Source organism: Pantoea pleuroti, assembly GCF_014156615.1.
Classification (GTDB): Bacteria; Pseudomonadota; Gammaproteobacteria; order Enterobacterales; family Enterobacteriaceae; genus Pantoea; species Pantoea agglomerans.
The window spans coordinates 550,136-571,887 of the sequence record NZ_SBFD01000002.1; the positions used below are offsets into that span (position 1 = coordinate 550,136).

Below are 21,752 nucleotides of genomic sequence, written 5' to 3' on the forward strand. Positions count from 1 at the left end.
AACTTATCCGCGCTGACTGTGGCTGCTTCGCAGGCGATGTGATGATATAATTTTTGCACTTTTTTCAAATAAAGTTGAAAGCAGCCTTCCCGGTTTGAGTGGGAACGCTTTCAAATCGCAATCCGACCGGAACCTGCTGATTTATGAGTAAACCAATTCAGATGGAACGCGGCGTCAAATATCGTGACGCAGACAAAATGGCGCTGATCCCGGTGAAAACCGTGGCTGTTGAACGGCAGGAGATGTTGCGTAAGCCGGAATGGATGAAAATCAAGCTGCCAGCTGACTCCAGTCGTATTCAGGGCATTAAAGCCGCGATGCGCAAAAACGGGCTGCACTCAGTCTGTGAAGAGGCATCCTGCCCTAACCTTGCCGAATGCTTCAACCACGGCACCGCCACCTTTATGATCCTTGGCGCAATCTGTACCCGTCGTTGTCCGTTCTGCGATGTGGCACATGGCCGCCCCAATGCGCCTGATGCTAACGAACCCGCTAAACTGGCGCAGACGATTGCCGATATGGGCCTGCGCTACGTGGTGATCACCTCGGTTGACCGCGATGATTTGCGTGATGGTGGCGCACAGCACTTTGCCGACTGCATCAGCGCGATTCGCGAAAAAAATCCGACGATCAAAATCGAAACGCTGGTGCCGGACTTCCGTGGCCGTATGGATCGCGCGCTGGAGATTCTCACCGCGACGCCACCAGATGTGTTTAACCACAATCTGGAAAACGTACCGCGCGTCTACCGCCAGGTGCGTCCGGGCGCGAACTATGAGTGGTCACTGAAGCTGCTTGAACGTTTCAAAGAGGCGCATCCTCACATCCCGACAAAATCGGGTCTGATGGTGGGCCTGGGCGAAACCAATGCCGAAATCGTTGAAGTGATGCGCGATCTGCGTCGCCATGGTGTCACCATGCTGACGCTGGGCCAGTATCTGCAGCCGAGCCGCCACCACCTGCCGGTTCAGCGTTACGTCAGCCCGGCTGAGTTCGATGAGATGAAAGAAGAAGCGATGGCGATGGGCTTTACCCATGCCGCGTGCGGTCCGTTTGTCCGCTCTTCCTATCACGCGGATATGCAGGCCAAAGGCGAAGAAGTGAAATAATCACGCCTCTGCGGTCGGACGCCGGAAAAAACAAAAAACCAGACTGGAGACAGTCTGGTTTTTTTATCTGTGCCTGAAATAAAAAGTAACAGTTATTTGCAGCAAATAACCGATTAATCTTTATGAACGACGCGTTCTGCCGGCACGTCTTCAGCCGCAGTTCGGGTTGCACTGGTATCTTCATCTTTCATGGCTTTTTTAAAGCCCTTGATTGCGGAGCCCAGATCGCCACCCAGTGAGCGCAACTTGTTGGTACCAAAAAGCAGTACGATAAGCGCACCGATAATCAGCAGCTTGGCAATACTGATACCTTCCATATTTAACCTTTAAACTTTATCGAATCACGGTGACTGATATTTACGCGCAGTTTGCCTGTGGCGACAACTGGAATCTGTAACAGAGTAAGATCTCAGATGAAACGACTCAGGAACGCCTGGGTGCGCGGATGCTGTGGATTCGCGATCACCTCTTCAGGCGTGCCCTGCTCAACCACCACACCCCCATCCATAAAGACCACGCGATCGGCGGCTTCCCGCGCAAAGCTAATCTCATGAGTCACCACGATCATCGTTAATCCCTGGTCGGCCAGGGTACGCATGGTCGCCAGCACTTCGCCCACCAGTTCCGGATCGAGCGCGGAGGTCGGCTCATCAAACAGCATCAGCTGCGGTTTAATCGCCAGCGCCCGCGCAATCGCCACACGCTGTTGCTGTCCGCCCGACAGGTGACGTGGCCAGGCGTCCGCTTTATCGCTTAACCCCACCGTCGCCAGCAGCGATCGGGCATGAGCCATCGCCTCCTGACGCGGGAATTTATGCACGCCGATGGGCGCTTCAATGATGTTCTGCAGCACGGTCATATGGGGGTAGAGATTGAACTGCTGAAACACCATACCAATTTTCTGGCGCTGACGGGCAATCTGGCGTGGCGACAACCGGTGCAGCACATGCCCTTTAAGTACGTAACCGATCTGCTCATCACCGACCCGAATCGATCCGGCGTTCATCTCTTCAAGGTGATTGATGCAGCGCAGAAACGTGGATTTACCGGAACCGGATGGCCCGAGGATCACTACTACTTCACCAGGCCAGACATCCAGATCGATCCCTTTCAGAACCTGATTGTCGCCGTAATTCTTCTGCACGTTGCGGGCGCAGACCAGGGGTTCATGCTGACTCATTGTTCCTCCTGCTGGGGTTGCGCGTTAGCCGCGACGGCGGCGCGTCTGGGGGCGCTGGCCACCCGGCGAGTGCCACGCGCGTAGTAACGCTCGATGGCGGACTGGCCCAGATTGAGGATCGAGGTGATCAGCAGATACCAGATCACCGCCACCATCAGCATCGGGATGATCTCGAAGGTACGGTTGTAGATCGCCTGCACCGAATAGAGCAGATCGCCCATTGCGATCACGCTGACCAGCGACGTCGCCTTGATCATGCTGATCAGCTGGTTGCCGGTAGGCGGAATAATCGATCGCATCGCCTGCGGAATAATAATGCGTCGCAGCGCCCGTGAACGACTCATACCAAAGGCCTGCGTGGTCTCTACCTGACCGTTATCCACCGACAGCAGACCGGCGCGAATAATTTCCGCCATATAGGCCGCTTCATTCAGCGCCAGCCCGGCAATAGCGGCTGTCAGCGGCGTAATCAGATCGTTGGTATTCCAGCTGGCCAGCGTGATATCGGTCCACGGCAGCGTCAGCGACAGCGCCGGAAACAGCGTAGAAAGGTTGTACCAGAAGATCAGCTGTACCAGCAGCGGCGTGCCACGAAAGAACCAGATATAGAGTCCGGCAACGCCGCGCAGCAACCGGTTCTCAGAGAGCCGCCAGACGCCCAGCAGCAGACCGAGCAGCATGCCGAGCACCATCGACACCACTGTCAGCCCCAGAGTGACCTGCAACCCTTTGAGCACGGATCCTTCAGTAAACCACCTGAGCACCACCTGCCATTCAAAGTTAGGGTTGGTCGCCACCAGCCACAACAGATTGGTGCCGATCACCAGCACTAAAATCCAGCTGATCCAGCGTCCGTAAGTGGGCGCGCTGCGAGCGAACGCCACGTCGCGCAGCTGTGCCTCGCCTCTGTCACCGCTGTGCAGATGGCGCGGCGGGCTCATTTGCTGGCCTCTTTCGCCAGATTCAGTCCGGGTGCGGTGGTCATGTTGCCCTCAAGCTGCCACTTTTTCATGATGGCCGCATACGTCCCGTTCTGATACAGCTCTTTGTAGGCATCCAGCACCACCTGACCCAGCGGCGAGCCTTTCGGCACCACCGTGCCCTGGAAAATATCGCCAAAGCCGTTTTTCTGGCCTTTGCCCGCCAGCTCAAGTTGCCCCTTCGCCTGATTAACAAAGTAAGTCAGCGGCGCCTGTGATGAGAAGAACGCATCGGAGCGTTTAGAACGTACCGCCAGAATTGAAGAAGGCTGATCGGTAAAGGCCTGCACTGTCACGGCCGGTTTCCCGTCCGCCACACACCGGGCTGACTGCTTACGGATAACCTGTTCCGCAGAGCCTGCGGCCATGACGGCGATGCGCTTGCCGCAGGTGTCGTCCAGCTGATTGATTCTGGCCGGATTGCCCTTTTGTACGCCAAACACCACAAACTCCTGTACAAAATCGATGAAATCCACTTTCTGCTGACGGTCCGGATAATCACCAATCGGCCCAATCGCCAGCTGATAACGACCCGCATTGATGCCGGTGAGTACGCCCGATAAACCACTCACCGTTGCATGCTCGATCTTCACACCCAGCAGTTGCGCCAGCGCAGTCGTTAATTCGGCCGACGCGCCCTCCATTGAGTGCGGGCCATTCACAATTTCATAGGGCGGAAATGAGCCGTTATTCACTGAAATCATTTTGCCCGATTTTTTGATCTCATCCGGCAGCCTGTCATGCAGGGCCAGGTCAACTTTTTGCACCGGAATAGCGTCGGCAGCCTGCGCCAGCGCTGCAGTCAGCCCCAGCGCCACGATTAAGGCGGTTGCTCTCTTCGTCATAATGGATTCCTGGTTCAGCGGATCAGTTGAGTTCGGGACGGGCAAAGCGCCGGTTTTCCAGCACCGGCAGCACCCGGCGGGCATAGGCGACGCGCTCAGGATCGAGATCGGCAAACAGCAGCGCCGGCGATTCCGCCGCATTCGCCACCGCTACGCCCAGCGGATCGACCACCAGACTGTTGCCGATATTGCGCGGGCCACACTCCCCCACCGCCACCATATAGCAAGTGTTCTCCAGCGCACGGGCGCGGGTCAGCAGTTCCCAGTGCATCTCTTTCAGCGGACCTTTAACCCAGGCGGCAGGCAGCACCAGCACCTCTGCACCATCCAGCACCAGCCGACGCGCCAGCTCCGGGAAGCGCACGTCATAGCAGGTCATTAATCCGACTTTCATACCCGCGACCTCAATCAGCGGCGGAATGACGTGGCCGGGATTGACCCGCTGCGACTCCTGCATCGCAAAGGCATCGTACAGATGCAGCTTTTCATAGGCGGCGATGATCTCACCGTTGCGGATCGCTACCAGCACATTGAGCGCTTTTTGCTCGCCGGTGGGAACGTGAATGCTCATCATGGTGGTCAGCGCAGTGTGCTTGCTGGCGGCCAGCAGCTGGCTCAGAAAAGGGCCATCCAGCGGTTGCGCCGCCTTCAGCACTAAATCGGGGTCGGCTATATCACGTGCCAGCACCCCTTCCGGCAGTACCAGCAGATCGGCGCCACCTTCTGCCGCCCGCTGCATTAAGTCCAGACAGATACTGGCGTTCTCCTGCCATTCGCGGTTCACCGCAAATTGTCCCAGTGCCACTTTCATCATTTCTCGTCTCCCGCAGCGGCCGGAAACATTGCTTCCGGCGTCAGTACCTGGTGAGTCAGCCCTTGCTCATAGAGCTCACGGCCAAAGTCCGCAATCATCTTTCTGTTAACGCTAAAACCATTCTGATTCCACTCAGCGGGCAATTCCTGCGCAGTGCGTCGCAAATCGTCCAGCAGCCACGGCGTGGTGTCGGCATATTTCTCTCTTTTCTGCATCCACAGCCGGTAAGAGCGATCGATGACCTCACTTAACGCCGCTGGCAGCCACGGATGCTCCGCCGCCAGTGCCGGTTTCAACGCCAGAATGTGGATGCCCGGCACATAGCCGACACGATTAAAGTAGTCCCGTTCCGCCTGATAAAAATCGGTCTGCAACTGCCGTAATCCCGAACCCGGCAGGAAAAAGCCCTCCGGCATAAATGGCGTGAAGATGGCATCCAGCTCACCCGCCTGCAGCATCTCTATCAGCGGTCGCTCGTCGGGCGCCGGTTCAATGCGGCCCGGACGGCCAAATCCCGCCAGCCGATCGACAATCGGATGATCGGCCGTAAGACGACCGGCATACCAGAACACATCATCGATTTCGACGCCCGCTTCACGCAGCACCGTGCGTGTCCAGGTATTGCCCGAATCCTGCCAGCCGGTGACGCCGATTCTCTTATCTTTCAGCTGCGCAGGCGTGGTGATGGAGCTGTTGCTGGTGGTGATAATGCAGCGCTGGCGGAAGCCGCGCATCAGGAAGTGCGGCAGGCCAAGCAGTGTTTCGTCTCCTCTGGCCCGGCCCTGAGCATAGCGGCTGAAAGAGACTTCGCCCGCGTCATAGTCGGGGCTGGTCGCCAGATCATTCACCAGCGTGCCGACGCGGTCGATCTGCAGTTCAAAACCTTCTGGTCTGATATCGCCCAGCGCCAGCGGGGTGAAGTAGTCCCAGTCGCGTACCGCCAGTCTGATGAGTAGCCTTGCCATGATCTCTCCGTTTACGCTGCACCGTCGGGACGGGGCTTAAAATAATGCTTGAATTTGATACTAGATCCGGAATACTTACCTGAACAATCATTAATTTGTTACTGAACAAAGTATTTTCTTATGACAGAGAGCGTCGACCTCAACTGGTTTTGCAGCCAGATAAAATCGCCTTCGGTGAAAGGCATTGCCCAGGCAGCCTCCGCGCTGATTCGTGACGGACAGATCGCGACAGGTATGCAGATGCCTGCGGTGCGGGAGATAGCGGAGCAGCTGGGTGTCAGCCCGGCAACCGTTTCTGCTGCCTGGGCGCAACTCAGAAAGCAGAAAGTGCTGGCGGGCAAGGGGCGCAGTGGTGTCTGGGTCAGTAGTAATACGGTGATGCCGCGTCCGATTCGCTTTGAGAAGATCGGCAACTACGGCGATAACATCCGCGCCGATCTGACCCTCGCCGCACCCGACCCCGCCCTGCTGCCTGACCTGCAACGTGCGCTGCAGGCGGCCCTGCACTCACCGCAGCTCAACAGCTACACCCGTGAGGCGATTTCCGCGCCGCTGCATAGGGCGATCGCGCCGCGCTGGCCCTATGCAGCAGAGGCGTTTCTGGCGACAGATGGCGGTTTTGACGCAATGAATCTGCTGGTGCAAACCCTGGTCTCGCCGGGTGACCGCGTGATTATTGAAGATCCAACCGCGACCCGGCTGCTCGATATACTGGATAACGTCGGCGCAGAGATTCTGCCGCTGGCGTGTGATGATCAAGGGCCGCTGCCTGAGGTTCTGTCTCTCCTGCTGGAGCAGGCACCGGTAATGTTGATCTATCAGCCCCGCACCCACTCGGCCACCGGGAACAGCATCAGCCCAGCGCGACGTCAGGCAATGGCGCAGGTTCTGCAACAGAGCAACACACTGATCGTTGAGGATGATGGTATTGGCGATCTCTCTGCGGAGGCGAGCTGGAGCCTGGGTTCAATCTTTCCTGAACGCACGCTGCACGTCCGTTCGTTTTCCAAAGCCTATGGACCGGATCTGCGGCTGGCAGTGCTCTCTGCCACCTCGGAAATGGTCAGGCGCATTCAGTCATGGCGAAATTTTGGCGTCAGCTGGACCAGCCGCATTCTGCAGGATGCGGTGGCGTGGCTGCTGGAGGATGAGGAAACGCAACAACAGATCGCCACCGCACGCGCGACCTACCGGCAACGGCGTGAAGCATTGCTCGCGGCGCTGGCACAGCGTGGGCTTGATTTGCCGCTTCGCGACGGATTAAGCCTCTATATTCCGGTGACTTCAGAGCAGTTTGCCATGATTACGCTGGCTGCCCGCGGTATTGCGGTCGTGCCAGGCGAGCGCTGTCGGCTTGGCCCTACCCAATTTATTCGTGTCAGTATCGCCAGCCTCAGGGATGAACAGCGGGAGATGATTGCCGGGGCGCTGGTCATCGCCAGCGGACGGGAATTTAACTCGCTTGCAGATCTTTGATGAGATAACAGGGGGATTCAACATAGCCTTCACGGGCGTAGAACTGATTCGCCTTGAGACGTGACTGATGGCAATGGACTTCCATACGATCGCAGCCACGACGAGTCGCCAGCGTTTCGGCATGCTGAATCAGCTGCTGGCCGACGCCTTTACTGCGCTCACCTTCTGCAATGCAGAAATAGCTGATGCGGGCGAAATCACCGGCCAGCGCCAGCTGAGGAATAAAGTGCAGGGAAAGAAAACCCAGCACCTGACTGCCATGCTCAGCCACCAACAGCGCTTCACTGGGATCGCTGCATAACTGCGCCAGGCGCTGTTCAATAAAGCTCTCAGTGCCGCCGTAGCCTAACTCGCTCAGTAATGCACTCAACGCAAAACTGTCTTTCAATTCTGCCTGACGTATGTTCATCCTGCCTCCTCACTCACCGGGTTCTGTCGCACAGTTATATAGCGTCGCAAGCCAAAAAGCTGCATATCAGGTTGTTATAAATATGTTACGGTTATTTAGTGTGAACCGCCGCGCAGTTTGTGCGGCAAGCCGCCGATAGTGAGGGTACGACAGAGGGGATGAAGCGCAGATTACAGCCATAAAAAAACCCGCCATAAGGCGGGTTTTTAGAATTCTGACTGTTAACTTACAGACTGATAACGTTAGCAGCAGATGGGCCTTTAGCGCCGTCGGTGATTTCAAACTCTACGCGCTGACCTTCAGCCAGAGTTTTGAAGCCGTTGCTCTGGATTGCAGAGAAATGTACGAATACATCTTTGCTGCCATCTTCAGGAGTAATGAAACCGAATCCTTTAGATTCATTAAACCACTTAACGTTACCTTTGATCTTAGACATCTATATTACCTTTACATGAAAAATGGACACTAAACTGTGTCGGGGTCTAGTACAGCAATTGCTGAGGGATTTGTCCAGCATGATTTGATGAAAAAGTGATAAATATCGACATTCTGTACATCCATCACACTTTCCTGCTTTTCGACTTGCGAAACATCGCTCAACGCGTATCAGACGCAGATCGGGTATCGGGCGCTAACCTGCTGGAAACGAAACCCTTTTTAATTTTAAGCGGTTACGTTACTGACGTTAAAAAGAAAAATCTGATTAAGATATATTCCTGTTCTTAATGACGTTTACGCCGCTAAAAGGACATTTTTTTTCTATCATGCGGACGGTAAGTCCCATCACCTTAAACATGTTTTTCTGCTTTTTCAGGCCATCGCCATGGCAGCGGCTATTTTTTGTACGGAAAATCTTAAATTCACTGGCGCAGATCCCACTTCCTCTCCGAAAAAAATGAGCTGGCTGTGCCATTATCATCAGTCATGGCAGGCTATTCGCGGATATTTTAGCCAACAGCAAAGAAACACTGATCATGATCAATGAAGTGCTTTTTAGTAGTTAAGTTCGCATTTGGCAACAAACAATCACAAGCATAAGAAACTACTTTTCTTATCGCAGTCTGAAATAATATTGTCTCGTAATAGATAAGGTCCGCTTAACCGGTCCGGCACGGGCATCCGTATATGCTGAGTAAAAGGAGGGTGAGACACAGGATGGTGATGAAGATACGTTGCGGTCAATGTGGAAGCGCCCGATTCGTTTTTACTGATTACCGCGAGGATCAGCGAAACTTTCATGGTGCCTGCTGCGCATACTGTAAGAAACCTCTGGGCTCACAGGATCTGCTGCCCAATACGCCGATGGATCCCATTACACACACTCTGTTGGCCAGCAAGAAAACATTTCGGGCACCTGATTAGGTGCCCGCTGTTGCTGAAGCGTTAACAGATATCAGAAAATCAGTTTGAACACCCCTGTCAGGGTCAGTAAGCCCACGATAAAAATGATCGCGATAATCCACAGAATAATTTTCATTTCCTTTCCCCTCACCAATTAAACACTTTTCCTGTAAGCAGTATAGACAGGGAAAAGCGCCCTGCCGCTTCACTTACGGCTCAACTGGTCATAAGTTCATCAACCCTGAGCTTTATTTAAATTCTGAGATAACGATCGCAACACCGCTTTTTAACGGCTCTCTTTCTTCGTTTTACAGAACACTCCTGGCTAAAATTTATGCGGCAAGGCAGGCCTCAATAGTGATGAGTTTGAAAATGAGTCGCGAGGAGATCTTATGAGCACGATTAATACCAGCATGGGCCGCTACAGCCTCAAGGCAAAAAACAGCGGTAACCATATCAAAGGGACTTTCGCCATCAACGATGAAGGCGGCACGCAGCTCTCTCTGCAGGAGTTTGACGAGCACTACCTTGATGATGTGGTGAATAACGTTATCTACCCGGTTACCGGTGGCAACCGTGACATTGCACACGCGCTGCGGGAACAGATGGTGAAAGCCGGTTTTGAACCGCCTCACTAACGTGGCAGATTCAGACTGAATCTTCTCTGTCAGGCCGCATTTTGCGGCCTTTTTTTATGCTGTCTGTCCCGCACATCCCGCCTTTCCGGCTTAACCGGCAACAAGGGCAGCAAGCACGACGGGATGTTCAAAGTCCAAAAAAGCAGCGGGAGAGACGCGAAAGCAGAGAGCCGCTGGCAGGCTTGCCAGCGGCCAGAGGTTAAATCGCCCAGGAGAGCAGCAGGCAACCCACCAGACCACAGACCGAAATAATGGTTTCCAGCGCCGACCAGGAGCGGATGGTTTCGCCAATCGTCAGGTTGAAATACTCTTTGAACAGCCAGAAGCCCGGGTCGTTAACGTGCGAGAAGATCACGCTGCCGGACCCTACGGCGATGACCATCAGTTCCGGGCTGGCGCCGCTGGTGACAATCAGCGGTGCCACAATTCCCCCGGCGGTAATGGCCGCTACCGTGGCAGACCCCAGAGCAATACGCAGCACCGCGGCAATCGACCAGGCCATAAAGATGGGTGACAGCTGAGTAGAATGCATCATGCTGGCAATATATTTATCCACGCCGCTGTCCACCAGCACCTGTTTAAAGGCACCGCCACCGCCGATGATCAACAACATCATGGCGATGATTTTGATCGAGTCGGTCAGGGTATCCATGACCTGTTCCATCGTGCGGCCGCGATTCAGTCCAAAGGTGAAGATCGCAATCAGCACCGCAATCAGTGTCGCCATCACCGGGTCGCCAAAGAACTCCGCATACGGCAGCAGCACATGGCCTTTAGGCAGCAACATCTCCGCTACCGCACGCAGCGCCATCAGCACCACAGGTACCAGTGCCGTCCAGACGCTGACGCCAAACCCTGGCATTTCCGCCTCGGTAAAGGTTTTCGGGTTATAGAGTCCCTCAGGAATCGGTTTGTCGATGCCTTTCAGGAAGCGGGCATAGACCGGACCCGCCAGAATCACCGTAGGAATACCCAGCAGCGTACCAAACAGCAGCGTTTTACCCATGTCAGCGTTAAACAGCGTCGCGATTGCGGTCGGGCCAGGATGCGGCGGAAGAAAGCCGTGCGTCACTGACAGGGCAGCCGCCATCGGCACCCCGACATAGAGCAGCGGCACACGTGCCGACGCCGCAACGCTGAACACCAGCGGCAGCATCAGTACAAAGCCGACTTCATAGAACAGCGCAAATCCGACGATAAAACCGGTCAGCACCAGCGCCCACTGAATATGCTTAGTACCGAATTTTTCAATCAGGGTGGTGGCAATACGCTGCGCACCGCCGCAGTCGGCCAGCAATTTACCGAGCATGGCACCAAAGCCCATGATCAGCGCCAGGCTGCCCAGCGTGCCACCCACGCCCGCTTTGATTGAGGTAATCACTTTATTAACCGGCATGCCCTGCATCACACCGACCGCCAGCGCCACCAGGATCAGCGCGATAAATCCATTAAGCTTAAAGCGAATCATCAGCAGCAGCAGTAACGCGACGCCAATCGCCACATAGAGTAATGGCATAGCTTTTCTCCACCTTGTGCACTGAACATCATTCAGTGTCGGTTTATTATCATGATCCCCTGAGGGCTACAAAACAGTGCGCTGTAAGATGTTTACACATTCCGACAAACGCTGTTACCGATAACATGTTAAGGGTAACATCAGCAGGAAAGCACCACCCCGCCGGGGGTGAATTTCTGTTTTGCGAAGGTGATCAACTTTTTGCCAATGCGTTATCAGAAAGTTTGCCAGTGCCCGCGTCCTGCTTTTCGTTACACTCAGATTTTAGCGAAATATAAAAAGGATGCGCTGGTGAGTGAGAACCTGAGTGAGCTGTACAGTAATCAACGAACCCTCTTTGGCCGGGGCAGCCTGGATAAACTGGTGCCGCTGCTGGCCGCCCGGCCACAGCCTACCCTGCTGTTTTGTGGACAATCTTTTCTGCAGGGCGCGGCCTATGCCCGTTTAAAAGCCGGACTCAACGATCACATTATCGGCTATGAAATTGTCAGCCATGAAGCCTCACCCGCCGAGATTGATGGCTGGGTTGCGCGCTGGCGCGGTCATGTCGATCGGGTCGTAGCGATTGGCGGCGGGAGCGTACTGGATGCGGCGAAAGCATTTAGCGCGATGGTACAACACCCGTTGCCAACCGCCCGCTATCTGGAAAAAGTGGGTGACACCGCGGTTCAGCCCATCACGTTGCCGCTGATTGCTATCCCGACCACCGCCGGTACCGGCAGTGAAGTGACGCAAAATGCGGTAGTGACTGACCAGCGTGACATTCAGATAAAAGCGTCACTGCGCCACCCGGTCTTTGTGCCGGAAGTGGCAATTCTCGATGCCGATCTGCTGAAAGGTGCGCCTGACCGGGTGCTGGCGACCTGCGGTATTGATGCGTTTACCCACTTGTTCGAAGCGTATCTCTCCGGCAAAGGCAACCTCTTTACCCGCCAGATGGCGCTGACCGGCCTGCGTCAGTTTGTTCAGGCATGGCCTGCACTTAATCGCGAGGATGCTGCTGGCGACGCGGCACGTGAAGCGATGATGATGGCGTCGTGGCTGGGGGGTGTCAGTCTCAGCAGTGCGGGTCTGGGGGTGATCCACGGTATTGCGGGGGAACTGGGCGCGATAAAGCCGTTCCATCACGGTGAAGTGTGCGGACGTCTGCTGTTTCCGTTCCTGGATCTGTTGTCCGACAGCGAACAGCCACTGCAGCGTAAGCTGATGGCGGAACTGCACCCGCAGCTCTTCAGCGAAACCACGGACTCACCGGCGCAGTTTCTGAAACAGTGGCTGCAGCAGCAGGCGATCATCCCATTCTGGCAGGATGGCCCTTCACTGAGCCGCGCCGAGGTGGAGTGGATTCTGGCGCGTGCCAACAGCAAAAATTCGCTGGTGAATTACAGCCGCGAGCAGATGCAGATGATGATCGCGCAGGCCTGGCAAATCACGGCGTGATCAGGAGCCGCGCTGTCCGCCTTCACTGACCAGGCACAACCGGGACTGCCAGCCTGGCCCGGCTTTGCTGCTCCTCAGCGCTAACCTGTTGTGCCCGCTCTCTGAGCCAGGCGGCTGGCTGAATCACAGCGCTAACCGGTCTGGCTTAATCGCAGCGCCAGACGGCTAAGCCTGCGTGGCGCTAAAAGGCCCCTCACCTGCCAGCATCTGCTCAATCACCTGCAGCACGCCCTGCTCGTTGTTAGAGGGCGCGGCGAAGCGTGCCGCCTGTTTCACCCGCTGTGGCGCGTTGTCCATGGCAAAACTGAAGCCAGACTGCCTGAGCATCTCCAGATCGTTACCGCCATCACCAAAGGCCAGCACCTGGTCATGCGCGATCCCCCAGCGTTGTGCCAGCAGATCCAGACCGTGCGCTTTATGATTTCCCGGCACGATCAAATCCACCGAGCCATGACCGCTTGAGGTCGCTGCCACACGCCCCTGATGCAGACGTTCAATATCCGCCATCAGTGGCTCGATATAGTCATCAGAGAGATTCAGCGCGAACTTAAACAGCCGGTCATCCTGCACCTCATCCAGATGATGAATCGGCTTCAGCCGGTGACAGTAGTGGCGCATCTTCTTCAGCCAGTTCTCTTCCATGCCGTCGAAGTACCAGGCGCTCTCCCGGCCACACAACAGGTAACGCAGACCCGGATAGTCGCCGTTTTGCAGGGTGTCGATCACCGCGTCAACATCGCGGCGTTCAAAGGCACCGCAAAACAGTTCCTCATCACGATCGATAATCCATGCGCCGTTTTCGGCTACAAAGGCGATATCGCTGGCGATCTCCGGGAAGAAGGATTTGAGCTGGTAATACTGATTGCCGCTGGCCACCACAAATTTGATGTCACGGGCGGTGAGTTGCTGATAGCAGGCGAGAAAGCGGGATCGATTGTACTGCTTGTTATCGTCCAGAAAGGTGCCATCCATATCTACTGCAACCATCTTAACCGTCGTCATCATGACTCCTTACACAGGGAATTTTCAGCGTGGAGTGTCAGGATAGCCGCTGGCGCAGCAAAACGGAAAGAAAGAGGGATGGCCGCAGCCATCCCCTGGGGATCAGTTCAGCGCGCTGTTCAGCACCAGCGCGGTAATTACCCCGGTTGCGGCAGCAATCAGCACATAGTTGCCGTCGATGTTTGCCCAGTGATAACCGCGCGGCGGTTCACGCAGACCGCGTTCATGCCAGTCGGCTACGCGGTAATGGTCGCCGCGGTACGCCTGCGGGACAGGATGCCCGCGACGGAAGTCGTGCCCCTGCCAGGCGAAATGGTCGCGGTCATTACGTGCCTCTCTGCCCCGACCATTATTGTCCTGATCCGGGCGATGATTGACGCTGTCATGACGGTTGTTGCCGCGCTCCTGATTCTGGTCAGAACCACGACTGTCAGCATGATGGTCACCGTTCTGATGCGGCACAGGCATGCGGTGCGCGTCATCACGATCGTCTGCCCGTGAAGCCTGAGAAAAGAGTGTGCTGCATGTCAAAAGTGAAGCGATAAGCGTTAATGTTGTTTTTTTCATGATACTGCCTCCGAAAATAACGGCTGTTCAGGCACCGTTGATCGGCATCATGGCAATAATCGTGGCGGGAGACATCTGTAAAAGTCTTAAAATCCGGTAACTTACACACTATTACGCTTGCTTAGCGATTTCTTAACACAGGACATGCGATGACAACGTTGCTGACGCAATCCAGATATTCAGCGGGCAGCCTGCGCTGACTGAAAATCATGCTCTGGTTGACGGATGATGTCCGGTGAAAAGTCAGGATGCTGAAACGCACCCTGACAGTTTTGCGGTTATGGCGTGCTGAGGATCACTGGCGCATCCGGTAACCCGGTAAAGTGCGTCACGATGTGGTGGTAATCAGCCGTCGGGTCCAGATCGCGGAACACTTCCGGATAGAGATCTTTTGCCAGAATTTCCATGCCGATAATGTTGTAAGGGTGATTATAAAAATGGTGATAAACGCCATACACCCGTTTCTGTTTCACCGGTTCGATCTGCTCCAGACCGGTGCGGCTCTGCAGGCGGTTAAAGGTGGCGGTTACGTCGGTCTGACTGGCACCGTAACCAAACGGCAGCACGTTACTGTTCGGGCGTTTGGAGCCGGTCATGATATAGACGTCCGGCTTCATGGCGATAATCTTCTCCAGCGACACAAATCCAGAGCTGCCGGGCAGCAGTGCAGAACCGATATTCTTGCCACCGACCGCTTCCACCAGCGCGCCCCAGCCGTTATGACCGTGGGTAAAGCAGCAGTTGTCGCTGTTACCGGCAATCGGTTCAATAAACACGGTTGGCTTGTGCTGCACCTGCGCAATCTTCTGCTGAAGCATCTGCCAGCGCTGCTGGTAAAAATCGGCGTAGGCTTTCGCCTCGGCTTCGCGATTCAGAACGGTGCCCAGCACTTTCACGCTCTTCAGGGTGTTCTCTTTCGGATGGAGTTCATCATCGAGGAAAAGCACCGGGATATGGAGATTTTTCAGGGTGGCGAGCACGCCTGACTGCGTCAGGGCCGGTTTGGCACGCAGCTGCGCAATCATCAGATCGGGCTGCTTCGCCAGCACGCTCTCCAGATTGACCTGCCCCTGATCGTTAAAGCCCATATCAACAATTGATGCCGCCTGCGGCCAGCGCTGCTTCAGCAGCTCCCAGGTCTGGGTATCCTGCTTTTTCGGCAGGTTGTTCCAGGCAACGACACGCTGAAACGGGTTCTGGCGATCCAGTAATGCCAGCGCCATCACGTCACGCCCATCCTGTAAAATCACATGCTGCGGCTCTTTTTGCAGCGTAATTTTCTGACCATCCATATCGGTCACCGTGACCGGATAGGTGGTAGCCGCACAGGCGGTTGACAGTAAAAGTGTGGTGGCAGCAACTATCCCGATTTTCATTTTTCTCCTGTCCTTTTAGGGAATAATAATTATTCGCGTTAACTCTACCATGCTGATAAGTACCAAATGTAACTATTGCTAACCAGATGCGTCTGAGAGAAGGCGTTAACGACGTGACTGCGGGCTTAAATCACGGGGCGATATTGCTGAATGCGTGGAGGTGCACGGAGAGAATGGCGTATGGCGGGCGCATCCCAGGGGAATTGAGATGCGCCTGTTGCGCTAAGTGTTACTTCACCAGCGAATAGAAGATTGCGGAGATGGCTATCAGTCCGATCAGTACCACAAACAGGTTGCTGATGTGACCGCTGTACTTGCGCATCGCGGGGACCTTCTGGATAGCGTACATCGGCATCAGGAACAGAATCATCGCAATGACCGGCCCGCCAAGCGTCTCAATCATGCCGAGAATATTGGGGTCCAGCGTCGCTACCAGCCAGGTCGTCAGCAGCATAAAGAGTGCGGTCAGGCGATTCAGTCTGGCGGGCGCGATGGTTTTGCCGCGACTGCGCAGCGCCTTATTAACCATGCCGTTAAATCCTTCGCGCGCGCCAAGATAGTGACCGAGAAACGATTTCGTGATCGCCACAATGGCAATCAGCGGTCCCAGCCAGGCGATCATCGGCACCTTAAAATGGTTCGCCAGATAGGAAAGAATGGTGATGTTCTGCGCCTTGGCGGCGTGTAAATCTTCAGGCGACAGGCTCAGCACACAGCTGAAGACAAAGAACATCACCGTCACCACCATCATCAGGTGCGAGCAGGCCAGAATGCGCGAACACTTTTTCTCTGCGGCATCGCCATACTCTTCCCGCTTTGCCAGCGCGAATGAGGAGATGATCGGCGAGTGATTAAACGAGAAGACCATCACCGGAATCGCCAGCCACAGCGTCATCCACAGGCTGCTGCCCGCGGGCTGAACGTTCAGGGTCGAAAGCACAGCGCCGTGCCAGTGCGGGATCAGATAGCAGGCCATCAGCATCAGCACCGCCACAAAGGGATAAACCAGCACGCTCATCGCTTTGACAATCATCTTCTCGCCGAAACGCACAATGGTCATCAGTCCGACAATCAGCAGCAGCGACAGCAGCACACGCGGTGGCGGCACCAGGCCGAGCTGATTCACCATCAGGCTCTCAACCGTGTTGGTGATCGCTACGCTGTACATCAACAGAATCGGGTAGATAGCGAAGAAATAGAGCAGCGTAATCAGCTTGCCCGCACCAACGCCAAAATGCTCCTCGACCACCTCGGTGATATCCCCGGCCGGATTTTTACCGGAGAGAACGAATCGGGTCAGGGCACGGTGTGCAAAAAAGGTCAGCGGAAACGCCAGTATCGCCATGATAATCAGCGGGATCAGCCCGCCGACGCCAGCATTGATAGGCAGGAACAGCACACCCGCCCCAATCGCCGTGCCGTATAAACCCAGCATCCACATGGTGTCGGTTTTGCGCCATCCCGTATCGACGTCACTCTCAAGCGCGCACAGCGTGCCAGTTTGCGTGGTTTTCATCAGATTTTCCGTTTTAAAAGCCGCCAGTAACCTGAGCCGTCAGGCAGGCAAATGTCCGCCCCACTCTCCGCCTCAGCTGCAACCGGATCAGTCAACGTGATGCTGACCCGCCCGTGCATAGGTAATCGATTGCGTGCGCCACTTTTTACACTACCTGACGATAAAAGTTCAAGCCGTGCACATAAACACGCATGAATTGCTGAAAAAACCGTCAGGTTGTGCAAAGTGACTGCGCGGCGATCATGCCATCTTTGTGGCGGTTTTACCGCCCCTAAAAAGGTGATCCCTGTAACGGTTCAGCGCAACGGGCTACGCTTAAACAGACTCTGTCGCGATCATGCCGACAGATGCACAGGAGAAGAGAATGAAAATTGCCTGTCTCGGATGGGGATCGTTAATCTGGAAAGCTGACGCGCTGCCAGTGGCCAGTCAGTGGCATCATGATGGTCCTGAGCTACCGATTGAGTTTGTGCGCATCGCTGACGGCGGTGAGCTGTCGACCGCGATCTGCCTTAATGCCAGCCCGGTGCCGGTGTACTGGGCCTGGCTGAATACCGCCTCACTTGAGAGCGCCTGCCGCGCATTGCGCCTGCGTGAGGCCATTCCGGAGAGCCGCATCGATGGCATCGGAATGATGACGGTGACAGCGACCTCCGCAGGGCCACTGGCAGAGTGGGCTAAGACCAAAGGCATAGAAGGTCTGATCTGGACCGCTTTGCCTGCCCGCATGGCGGGTGTCGAAGGCCAGATCCCAACGCTGGACGACGCGCGGCACTATCTGCAGCAGCTCACCGGTGAAACGCGTGAGCATGCCTGGCACTACATCAAACAGGTTCCGGCACAAATCGACACGGTTTATCGTCGTGCGTTTGCCGACCTCGCTCTCTGGCAACCCGACACCCGAGCCGTGACGGTCGCCACAGCGCAGGTGCAGCCGCCCTGTCAGCCCGGCTGAAAATGGCCAGCCTGCCCCACCGCTCTGCTTACTTCTCAAAGGATTACTACACTTCTGACAGGTTTCGATTTCAGGTTTCCTGAGTCTTTCCCGTGCGTGGCCATGCCTTCTGGTCTGGCCGCCGTCCCCTAATCATCAGGAGATAAACAGATGAAAGCATTAACTTATCACGGCCCCCATAAAGTCAGCGTCGATAACGTGCCCGATCCCGGTCTGGAAGCCGCAGATGACATTATTCTGCGCGTGACCGCCACCGCCATTTGCGGTTCAGACCTGCACCTTTACCGCGGCAAAATCCCCGGTACCGGGCACGGAGATATCTTTGGTCACGAGTTTATGGGTGAAGTGGTTGAGGCAGGCAGCGCAGTGACCGCCGTGGCCAAAGGCGATCGGGTGGTGATCCCGTTTGTTATCGCCTGTGGCGACTGTTTTTTCTGCCTGATGAGCCAGTATGCTGCCTGTGAAAATACCAACAGCGGACGGGGAGCCATCCTGAACCGGAAGAACATCACGCCGCCCGCGGCCCTGTTTGGTTTCAGCAAACTCTATGGCGGTGTGCCCGGTGGACAGGCGGAATATGTCCGGGTGCCGAAAGCCAATACCGGCCCGTTTAAAGTGCCGTCGGTGCTGTCGGATGAGAAAGTGCTGTTCCTGTCAGACATTCTGCCCACCGCGTGGCAGGCGGTGAAAAACGCCGAGGTGAAACCCGGCTCCAGCCTGGCGATTTTCGGTGCCGGACCAGTTGGCCTGCTCAGTGCCGCCTGCGCCCGACAGCAGGGTGCCGAACAGATCTATATGATTGACCACAACAACTACCGCTTAAACTTTGCCCGCGAGCGCTACGGTGTTATCCCGATTAACTTCGATGAGATCGATGACCCGGCCGGCTGGATTATCGAACACAGCACCGGCAATCGCGGTGTGGATGCGGTGATTGATGCAGTAGGATTCGAGGCAAAAGGCAGCATGACCGAAACCGTGCTCACCAATCTCAAACTGGAAGGCAGCAGCGGTAAAGCATTGCGTCAGTGTATTGCCGCAGTGCGGCGTGGCGGTATCGTCAGCGTGCCGGGCGTCTACGCCGGATTCATTCATGGCTTCCTGTTTGGTGACGCCTTTGACAAAGGACTGACCTTTAAGATGGGACAGACCCACGTACACGCCTATCTGCCCGATCTGCTGAAGCTGATCGAACAGGGCCATCTGACGCCGGAAGAGATTGTGACCCACCATCTGCCGCTGGAAGATGCTGCGCGTGGCTACGATATTTTCGCCAAACGCGAAGAGGAGTGCCGCAAGGTGATTCTGGTGCCGGGCATGGCAGCGACCCAGGCCACAATATAATTTCACAACGGGTCTGAAACACTTAACCCTGGCTCCCCGGCCGTTCTCCGCCGGGGATCTCATCTCAGAACGGCTTGCGCTGCAGGCTGCTTCGCCACTCCCGCCTCTCCAGCAGATGTTCATCCGGCGAATCCGCCGTATCCACCTGACTGCCCTGCTCCAGCACTCGCGCACTGCGTGAATGGGGATGACTTTCGCTGATCACCTGTTGTGAAAATGCGCCAAACGATAACAGCAAAAACAGTAATGCACTGGCCAGCCTCACTTTCATACGCACACCTCTTTGGTAATGGTGCCGCTATGCTGCCCGAAGGGTTTTCATTTTCTGTCAGTAACAGGCAAAGTTATGTGGTAAGCGGGAACAAACTGCGACGGGTTTAACCGCGGTTCAGGATAGCCAGTCAGCCCGGCATCATAAGTTTCCCGGCTAACCGTCCGTTTTCTTTCAGGAGAAAGCTATTGAACCTCAATCAGTTTGATCAGCCGGTGGGTGAGGCTCTGCCCGACTGGCAACCGGTTAACAGGCCAGCCTGTATGCCACTCACGGGTCAGCACTGCCTTCTCCTGCCGCTGAGCATCGATCATGCAGAACCGCTATTGCAGGCATTTATGCTCGCACCGGATGATCGCGACTGGACCTGGCTGAGCGCGGAGCGGCCCGCCTCTCTGCCGCAGATGCAGCGCTGGATTGCGGATAAAGTGGCAGATGCAGCCCTGGTGCCCTTCACGGTCTGCTCGCCAAATCAGCAGCCCTGCGGTGTGGTCTGCTTCGCCAGCATTGAGCCCGGACACGGCACGCTTGAAATCGGCCACGTCACCTGGTCGCCGCTGATGCAGCGCAGTGTCATCGGCAGCGAGGCGATTTATCTGCTGCTGCAACAGGCTTTTTCGCTCGGCTATCGGCGGGTGGCGTGGCGCTGTGATTCAACCAATATCGCATCACGACGCGCGGCAGAACGGCTGGGGTTCCGCTTTGAGGGCCGTTTTCGTCAGGTAATGACGCGTAAACAACGTAATCGCGATACCGACTGGCTATCAATTATTGACCGTGAATGGCCGGATGTTCAGCGTGCCCTGAGTGCCTGGCTGAGTGCGGATAATTTCGCTGCCGGTGGGCAGCAAAAGCGCCCGCTCAGCGCCTGCTTCGCCGACGTTAACCCGGCTGATGCAAACGCGACAAGTCCTGAACACGGAGCGGATGCTGGCGACTAATGCAGCCGACGCACGGTCAGTGCCGCGGACCAGCGCTGTCGCTGACAGCGCGGGCAGACTGCCTGCTGCTCAGCCTCAATGATCTGCGTCTGGCCGCAATGGGTGCAGGCATAGAGCGCGCTGACCGGTACAGTGCTGTAATCCTGCCGATGCTCGGGCGGCAGTACGCTTAACCCGGCGCGCATCTCATCGTCATCGTAGAAGTAGAGGCTGAGCTGACCATCGACCTCCACCAGCGCCAGCCGGATCTGCCCCAGATGCTCCACACCACTCTGGCGCAACTCCATATAAAATTCATCTTCGGAAATATTCAGTCGATCCAGACTCTCCAGCACATACAATCCCTCTTTAATCAGGGTAATCACGTCGCCCTGAATAAACCGTGAAAAACGCGGGCTGTGCGCCGTCAGCCAGGTCGTGAAGCGGTAGAGCGCCAGCAGGACTACAAACACCATAATGACCGGCAGCACCGGCACATCATCGTAAAATGTGACATCACCGGACGCGGAACCCAGCGTCAGGATCACCACCAGCTCGAACAGCGACAGCTGGCGCACACCGCGTCGTCCTGAGATTTTCAGAAAGGTGAACACCACCAGATAGGCGATCATGACCCGTACCACCACCTCAAACAAAAAGATGGCCGGTTGATCGTTAAGTAAGAAACGGTGCCAGTCGAATGAGAACATAGTCTGTAAAACATCCTGTTTTAGGGGGCGCGCATCGTCGCATCACCCGTTGATGACCCGCAGATTCAGGCCAGTGATAAGTAAATCTTGTCGCCAGCCCGCCAAAAGGCAAGCGAAGCTGTAACGCAAAAACAGGCGAGTCTGACCTCTCTGCATGTTGAGGAAAAGGTTAACAAAGCTGAAAATGGCGCTGACTCTGTTCACGCTGCGCTTATCAAGCCGTTTTCAAAACAGCAGGTTAAAACATCCTGTTTATGGCTGGATAACTTTTACCGCTGCGCTTTTTTCTTTTTACTTCAATAAATTGCGAACCAAACCTTACTGCCTATACTTTCCAGTAAGGCTTCCGTAAACCCCGTTAACATCCAGAGAAGCCAG

Annotated in this window: 24 protein-coding genes; 8 read left to right on the plus strand and 16 right to left on the minus strand. The window is 55.5% G+C overall.

Translation table 11 applies throughout. The features are described 5' to 3' along the window. The first annotated feature begins 143 nt into the window (after positions 1-143). Positions 144-1,109 (plus strand): lipoyl synthase, encoded by a 966-nt coding sequence (lipA, locus tag EPG66_RS06585; RefSeq protein WP_010258979.1) that lies wholly within the window; start codon positions 144-146, stop codon positions 1,107-1,109. A 113-nt stretch (positions 1,110-1,222) separates the two neighbouring features. Here lipA and tatE read toward each other — a convergent pair whose 3' ends face one another. From tatE to EPG66_RS06615, 6 genes are all read right to left on the minus strand, one after another. Continuing rightward, on the minus strand, positions 1,223-1,426 hold the full coding sequence (tatE, locus tag EPG66_RS06590) for a twin-arginine translocase subunit TatE (protein WP_010671272.1): 204 nt from the start codon (positions 1,424-1,426) through the stop codon (positions 1,223-1,225). A 92-nt stretch (positions 1,427-1,518) separates the two neighbouring features. Beyond that, on the minus strand, positions 1,519-2,289 hold the full coding sequence (locus tag EPG66_RS06595; RefSeq protein ID WP_064704642.1) for an amino acid ABC transporter ATP-binding protein: 771 nt from the start codon (positions 2,287-2,289) through the stop codon (positions 1,519-1,521). Continuing rightward, complete coding sequence (locus EPG66_RS06600) at positions 2,286-3,230, minus strand: amino acid ABC transporter permease (protein ID WP_182686274.1); 945 nt, start codon at positions 3,228-3,230, stop codon at positions 2,286-2,288. The genes EPG66_RS06595 and EPG66_RS06600 overlap by 4 nt, the downstream gene beginning before the upstream one ends. Beyond that, entirely contained in the window at positions 3,227-4,114 is an 888-nt protein-coding gene (locus EPG66_RS06605; RefSeq protein ID WP_182686277.1) for an ABC transporter substrate-binding protein, read from the minus strand. Before EPG66_RS06605 ends, EPG66_RS06600 begins: the two co-directional genes overlap by 4 nt. Positions 4,115-4,136: 22 nt before the next feature. Then, positions 4,137-4,925, minus strand: coding sequence for a deaminated glutathione amidase (locus EPG66_RS06610; RefSeq protein WP_069025935.1), 789 nt, complete (start codon positions 4,923-4,925; stop codon positions 4,137-4,139). Then, the gene (locus EPG66_RS06615; protein ID WP_182686279.1) at positions 4,925-5,893 is read right to left on the minus strand and encodes a substrate-binding domain-containing protein; all 969 of its coding nucleotides are present in this window, start codon (positions 5,891-5,893) and stop codon (positions 4,925-4,927) included. The genes EPG66_RS06610 and EPG66_RS06615 overlap by 1 nt, the downstream gene beginning before the upstream one ends. A 120-nt stretch (positions 5,894-6,013) precedes the next feature. Between EPG66_RS06615 and EPG66_RS06620 the strand changes: the two genes are divergently transcribed. Continuing rightward, a complete protein-coding gene (locus tag EPG66_RS06620; protein WP_069025934.1) occupies positions 6,014-7,369 on the plus strand; it encodes an aminotransferase-like domain-containing protein in 1,356 nt (451 codons plus the stop codon). On the opposite strand, the gene EPG66_RS06625 is transcribed toward EPG66_RS06620, so the two are convergent. From EPG66_RS06625 to EPG66_RS23325, 3 genes are all read right to left on the minus strand, one after another. Further along, positions 7,347-7,778, minus strand: a complete 432-nt coding sequence (locus tag EPG66_RS06625; RefSeq protein WP_031593222.1) for a GNAT family N-acetyltransferase — start codon at positions 7,776-7,778, stop codon at positions 7,347-7,349. The genes EPG66_RS06620 and EPG66_RS06625 overlap by 23 nt on opposite strands. A gap of 226 nt (positions 7,779-8,004) precedes the next feature. Next, on the minus strand, positions 8,005-8,214 hold the full coding sequence (gene cspE, locus EPG66_RS06630) for a transcription antiterminator/RNA stability regulator CspE (RefSeq protein ID WP_006118399.1): 210 nt from the start codon (positions 8,212-8,214) through the stop codon (positions 8,005-8,007). A gap of 957 nt (positions 8,215-9,171) precedes the next feature. Further along, on the minus strand, positions 9,172-9,255 hold the full coding sequence (locus tag EPG66_RS23325) for a small membrane protein YohP (protein WP_019105993.1): 84 nt from the start codon (positions 9,253-9,255) through the stop codon (positions 9,172-9,174). 256 nt (positions 9,256-9,511) lie between these two features. Between EPG66_RS23325 and EPG66_RS06635 the strand changes: the two genes are divergently transcribed. Then, positions 9,512-9,757: a hypothetical protein gene (locus EPG66_RS06635; RefSeq protein WP_010258994.1), complete on the plus strand. Its 246-nt coding sequence runs from the start codon at positions 9,512-9,514 to the stop codon at positions 9,755-9,757. Between the two features lie 199 nt (positions 9,758-9,956). Here the strand turns inward: EPG66_RS06635 and gntT are convergent, their stop codons facing one another. Further along, complete coding sequence (gntT, locus tag EPG66_RS06640) at positions 9,957-11,273, minus strand: gluconate transporter (RefSeq protein WP_010258995.1); 1,317 nt, start codon at positions 11,271-11,273, stop codon at positions 9,957-9,959. A 291-nt stretch (positions 11,274-11,564) separates the two neighbouring features. Here gntT and EPG66_RS06645 point away from each other — a divergent pair, with 291 nt between their 5' ends. After that, complete coding sequence (locus EPG66_RS06645; protein WP_182686281.1) at positions 11,565-12,713, plus strand: iron-containing alcohol dehydrogenase; 1,149 nt, start codon at positions 11,565-11,567, stop codon at positions 12,711-12,713. Between the two features lie 165 nt (positions 12,714-12,878). On the opposite strand, the gene EPG66_RS06650 is transcribed toward EPG66_RS06645, so the two are convergent. The 4 genes from EPG66_RS06650 to EPG66_RS06665 form a co-directional block, all read right to left on the minus strand. Continuing rightward, positions 12,879-13,715 carry a Cof-type HAD-IIB family hydrolase gene (locus EPG66_RS06650; RefSeq protein WP_069025932.1) on the minus strand — a complete coding sequence of 279 codons (837 nt, stop codon included), beginning with the start codon at positions 13,713-13,715 and terminating at the stop codon, positions 12,879-12,881. A gap of 102 nt (positions 13,716-13,817) precedes the next feature. Further along, positions 13,818-14,282 carry an RcnB family protein gene (locus EPG66_RS06655; RefSeq protein ID WP_064704634.1) on the minus strand — a complete coding sequence of 155 codons (465 nt, stop codon included), beginning with the start codon at positions 14,280-14,282 and terminating at the stop codon, positions 13,818-13,820. A gap of 278 nt (positions 14,283-14,560) precedes the next feature. Continuing rightward, entirely contained in the window at positions 14,561-15,658 is a 1,098-nt protein-coding gene (locus tag EPG66_RS06660) for an ABC transporter substrate-binding protein (protein WP_182686283.1), read from the minus strand. Positions 15,659-15,887: 229 nt separating this feature from the next. Further along, positions 15,888-17,174, minus strand: coding sequence for an HAAAP family serine/threonine permease (locus EPG66_RS06665; RefSeq protein ID WP_069025931.1), 1,287 nt, complete (start codon positions 17,172-17,174; stop codon positions 15,888-15,890). A gap of 364 nt (positions 17,175-17,538) precedes the next feature. Here EPG66_RS06665 and EPG66_RS06670 point away from each other — a divergent pair, with 364 nt between their 5' ends. Further along, positions 17,539-18,129 (plus strand): hypothetical protein, encoded by a 591-nt coding sequence (locus EPG66_RS06670; protein WP_083068726.1) that lies wholly within the window; start codon positions 17,539-17,541, stop codon positions 18,127-18,129. Between the two features lie 150 nt (positions 18,130-18,279). After that, positions 18,280-19,473 carry a zinc-dependent alcohol dehydrogenase gene (locus tag EPG66_RS06675; protein WP_010259005.1) on the plus strand — a complete coding sequence of 398 codons (1,194 nt, stop codon included), beginning with the start codon at positions 18,280-18,282 and terminating at the stop codon, positions 19,471-19,473. A 64-nt stretch (positions 19,474-19,537) separates the two neighbouring features. Here the strand turns inward: EPG66_RS06675 and EPG66_RS06680 are convergent, their stop codons facing one another. Further along, positions 19,538-19,744 (minus strand): hypothetical protein, encoded by a 207-nt coding sequence (locus tag EPG66_RS06680; protein WP_031593233.1) that lies wholly within the window; start codon positions 19,742-19,744, stop codon positions 19,538-19,540. Positions 19,745-19,932: 188 nt separating this feature from the next. Between EPG66_RS06680 and EPG66_RS06685 the strand changes: the two genes are divergently transcribed. Further along, the gene (locus EPG66_RS06685) at positions 19,933-20,685 is read left to right on the plus strand and encodes a GNAT family N-acetyltransferase (RefSeq protein WP_182686285.1); all 753 of its coding nucleotides are present in this window, start codon (positions 19,933-19,935) and stop codon (positions 20,683-20,685) included. On the opposite strand, the gene EPG66_RS06690 is transcribed toward EPG66_RS06685, so the two are convergent. After that, entirely contained in the window at positions 20,682-21,374 is a 693-nt protein-coding gene (locus tag EPG66_RS06690; protein WP_182686288.1) for a DUF421 domain-containing protein, read from the minus strand. The genes EPG66_RS06685 and EPG66_RS06690 overlap by 4 nt on opposite strands. Positions 21,375-21,461: 87 nt before the next feature. On the opposite strand from EPG66_RS06690, the gene EPG66_RS06695 reads away from it, so the two are divergent. Next, on the plus strand, positions 21,462-21,677 hold the full coding sequence (locus tag EPG66_RS06695; RefSeq protein WP_182686290.1) for a hypothetical protein: 216 nt from the start codon (positions 21,462-21,464) through the stop codon (positions 21,675-21,677). Positions 21,678-21,752: the final 75 nt, after the last annotated feature.

Bases quoted from the DNA above. Each gene is read 5' to 3' on its own strand.
- lipA (WP_010258979.1), top strand. From the start codon at position 144: ATGAGTAAACCAATTCAGATGGAACGCGGCGTCAAATATCGTGACGCA.
- tatE (WP_010671272.1), bottom strand. From the start codon at position 1,426: ATGGAAGGTATCAGTATTGCCAAGCTGCTGATTATCGGTGCGCTTATC.
- EPG66_RS06595 (WP_064704642.1), bottom strand. From the start codon at position 2,289: ATGAGTCAGCATGAACCCCTGGTCTGCGCCCGCAACGTGCAGAAGAAT.
- EPG66_RS06600 (WP_182686274.1), bottom strand. From the start codon at position 3,230: ATGAGCCCGCCGCGCCATCTGCACAGCGGTGACAGAGGCGAGGCACAG.
- EPG66_RS06605 (WP_182686277.1), bottom strand. From the start codon at position 4,114: ATGACGAAGAGAGCAACCGCCTTAATCGTGGCGCTGGGGCTGACTGCA.
- EPG66_RS06610 (WP_069025935.1), bottom strand. From the start codon at position 4,925: ATGAAAGTGGCACTGGGACAATTTGCGGTGAACCGCGAATGGCAGGAG.
- EPG66_RS06615 (WP_182686279.1), bottom strand. From the start codon at position 5,893: ATGGCAAGGCTACTCATCAGACTGGCGGTACGCGACTGGGACTACTTC.
- EPG66_RS06620 (WP_069025934.1), top strand. From the start codon at position 6,014: ATGACAGAGAGCGTCGACCTCAACTGGTTTTGCAGCCAGATAAAATCG.
- EPG66_RS06625 (WP_031593222.1), bottom strand. From the start codon at position 7,778: ATGAACATACGTCAGGCAGAATTGAAAGACAGTTTTGCGTTGAGTGCA.
- cspE (WP_006118399.1), bottom strand. From the start codon at position 8,214: ATGTCTAAGATCAAAGGTAACGTTAAGTGGTTTAATGAATCTAAAGGA.
- EPG66_RS23325 (WP_019105993.1), bottom strand. From the start codon at position 9,255: ATGAAAATTATTCTGTGGATTATCGCGATCATTTTTATCGTGGGCTTA.
- EPG66_RS06635 (WP_010258994.1), top strand. From the start codon at position 9,512: ATGAGCACGATTAATACCAGCATGGGCCGCTACAGCCTCAAGGCAAAA.
- gntT (WP_010258995.1), bottom strand. From the start codon at position 11,273: ATGCCATTACTCTATGTGGCGATTGGCGTCGCGTTACTGCTGCTGCTG.
- EPG66_RS06650 (WP_069025932.1), bottom strand. From the start codon at position 13,715: ATGACGACGGTTAAGATGGTTGCAGTAGATATGGATGGCACCTTTCTG.
- EPG66_RS06655 (WP_064704634.1), bottom strand. From the start codon at position 14,282: ATGAAAAAAACAACATTAACGCTTATCGCTTCACTTTTGACATGCAGC.
- EPG66_RS06660 (WP_182686283.1), bottom strand. From the start codon at position 15,658: ATGAAAATCGGGATAGTTGCTGCCACCACACTTTTACTGTCAACCGCC.
- EPG66_RS06665 (WP_069025931.1), bottom strand. From the start codon at position 17,174: ATGAAAACCACGCAAACTGGCACGCTGTGCGCGCTTGAGAGTGACGTC.
- EPG66_RS06670 (WP_083068726.1), top strand. From the start codon at position 17,539: ATGAAAATTGCCTGTCTCGGATGGGGATCGTTAATCTGGAAAGCTGAC.
- EPG66_RS06675 (WP_010259005.1), top strand. From the start codon at position 18,280: ATGAAAGCATTAACTTATCACGGCCCCCATAAAGTCAGCGTCGATAAC.
- EPG66_RS06680 (WP_031593233.1), bottom strand. From the start codon at position 19,744: ATGAAAGTGAGGCTGGCCAGTGCATTACTGTTTTTGCTGTTATCGTTT.
- EPG66_RS06690 (WP_182686288.1), bottom strand. From the start codon at position 21,374: ATGTTCTCATTCGACTGGCACCGTTTCTTACTTAACGATCAACCGGCC.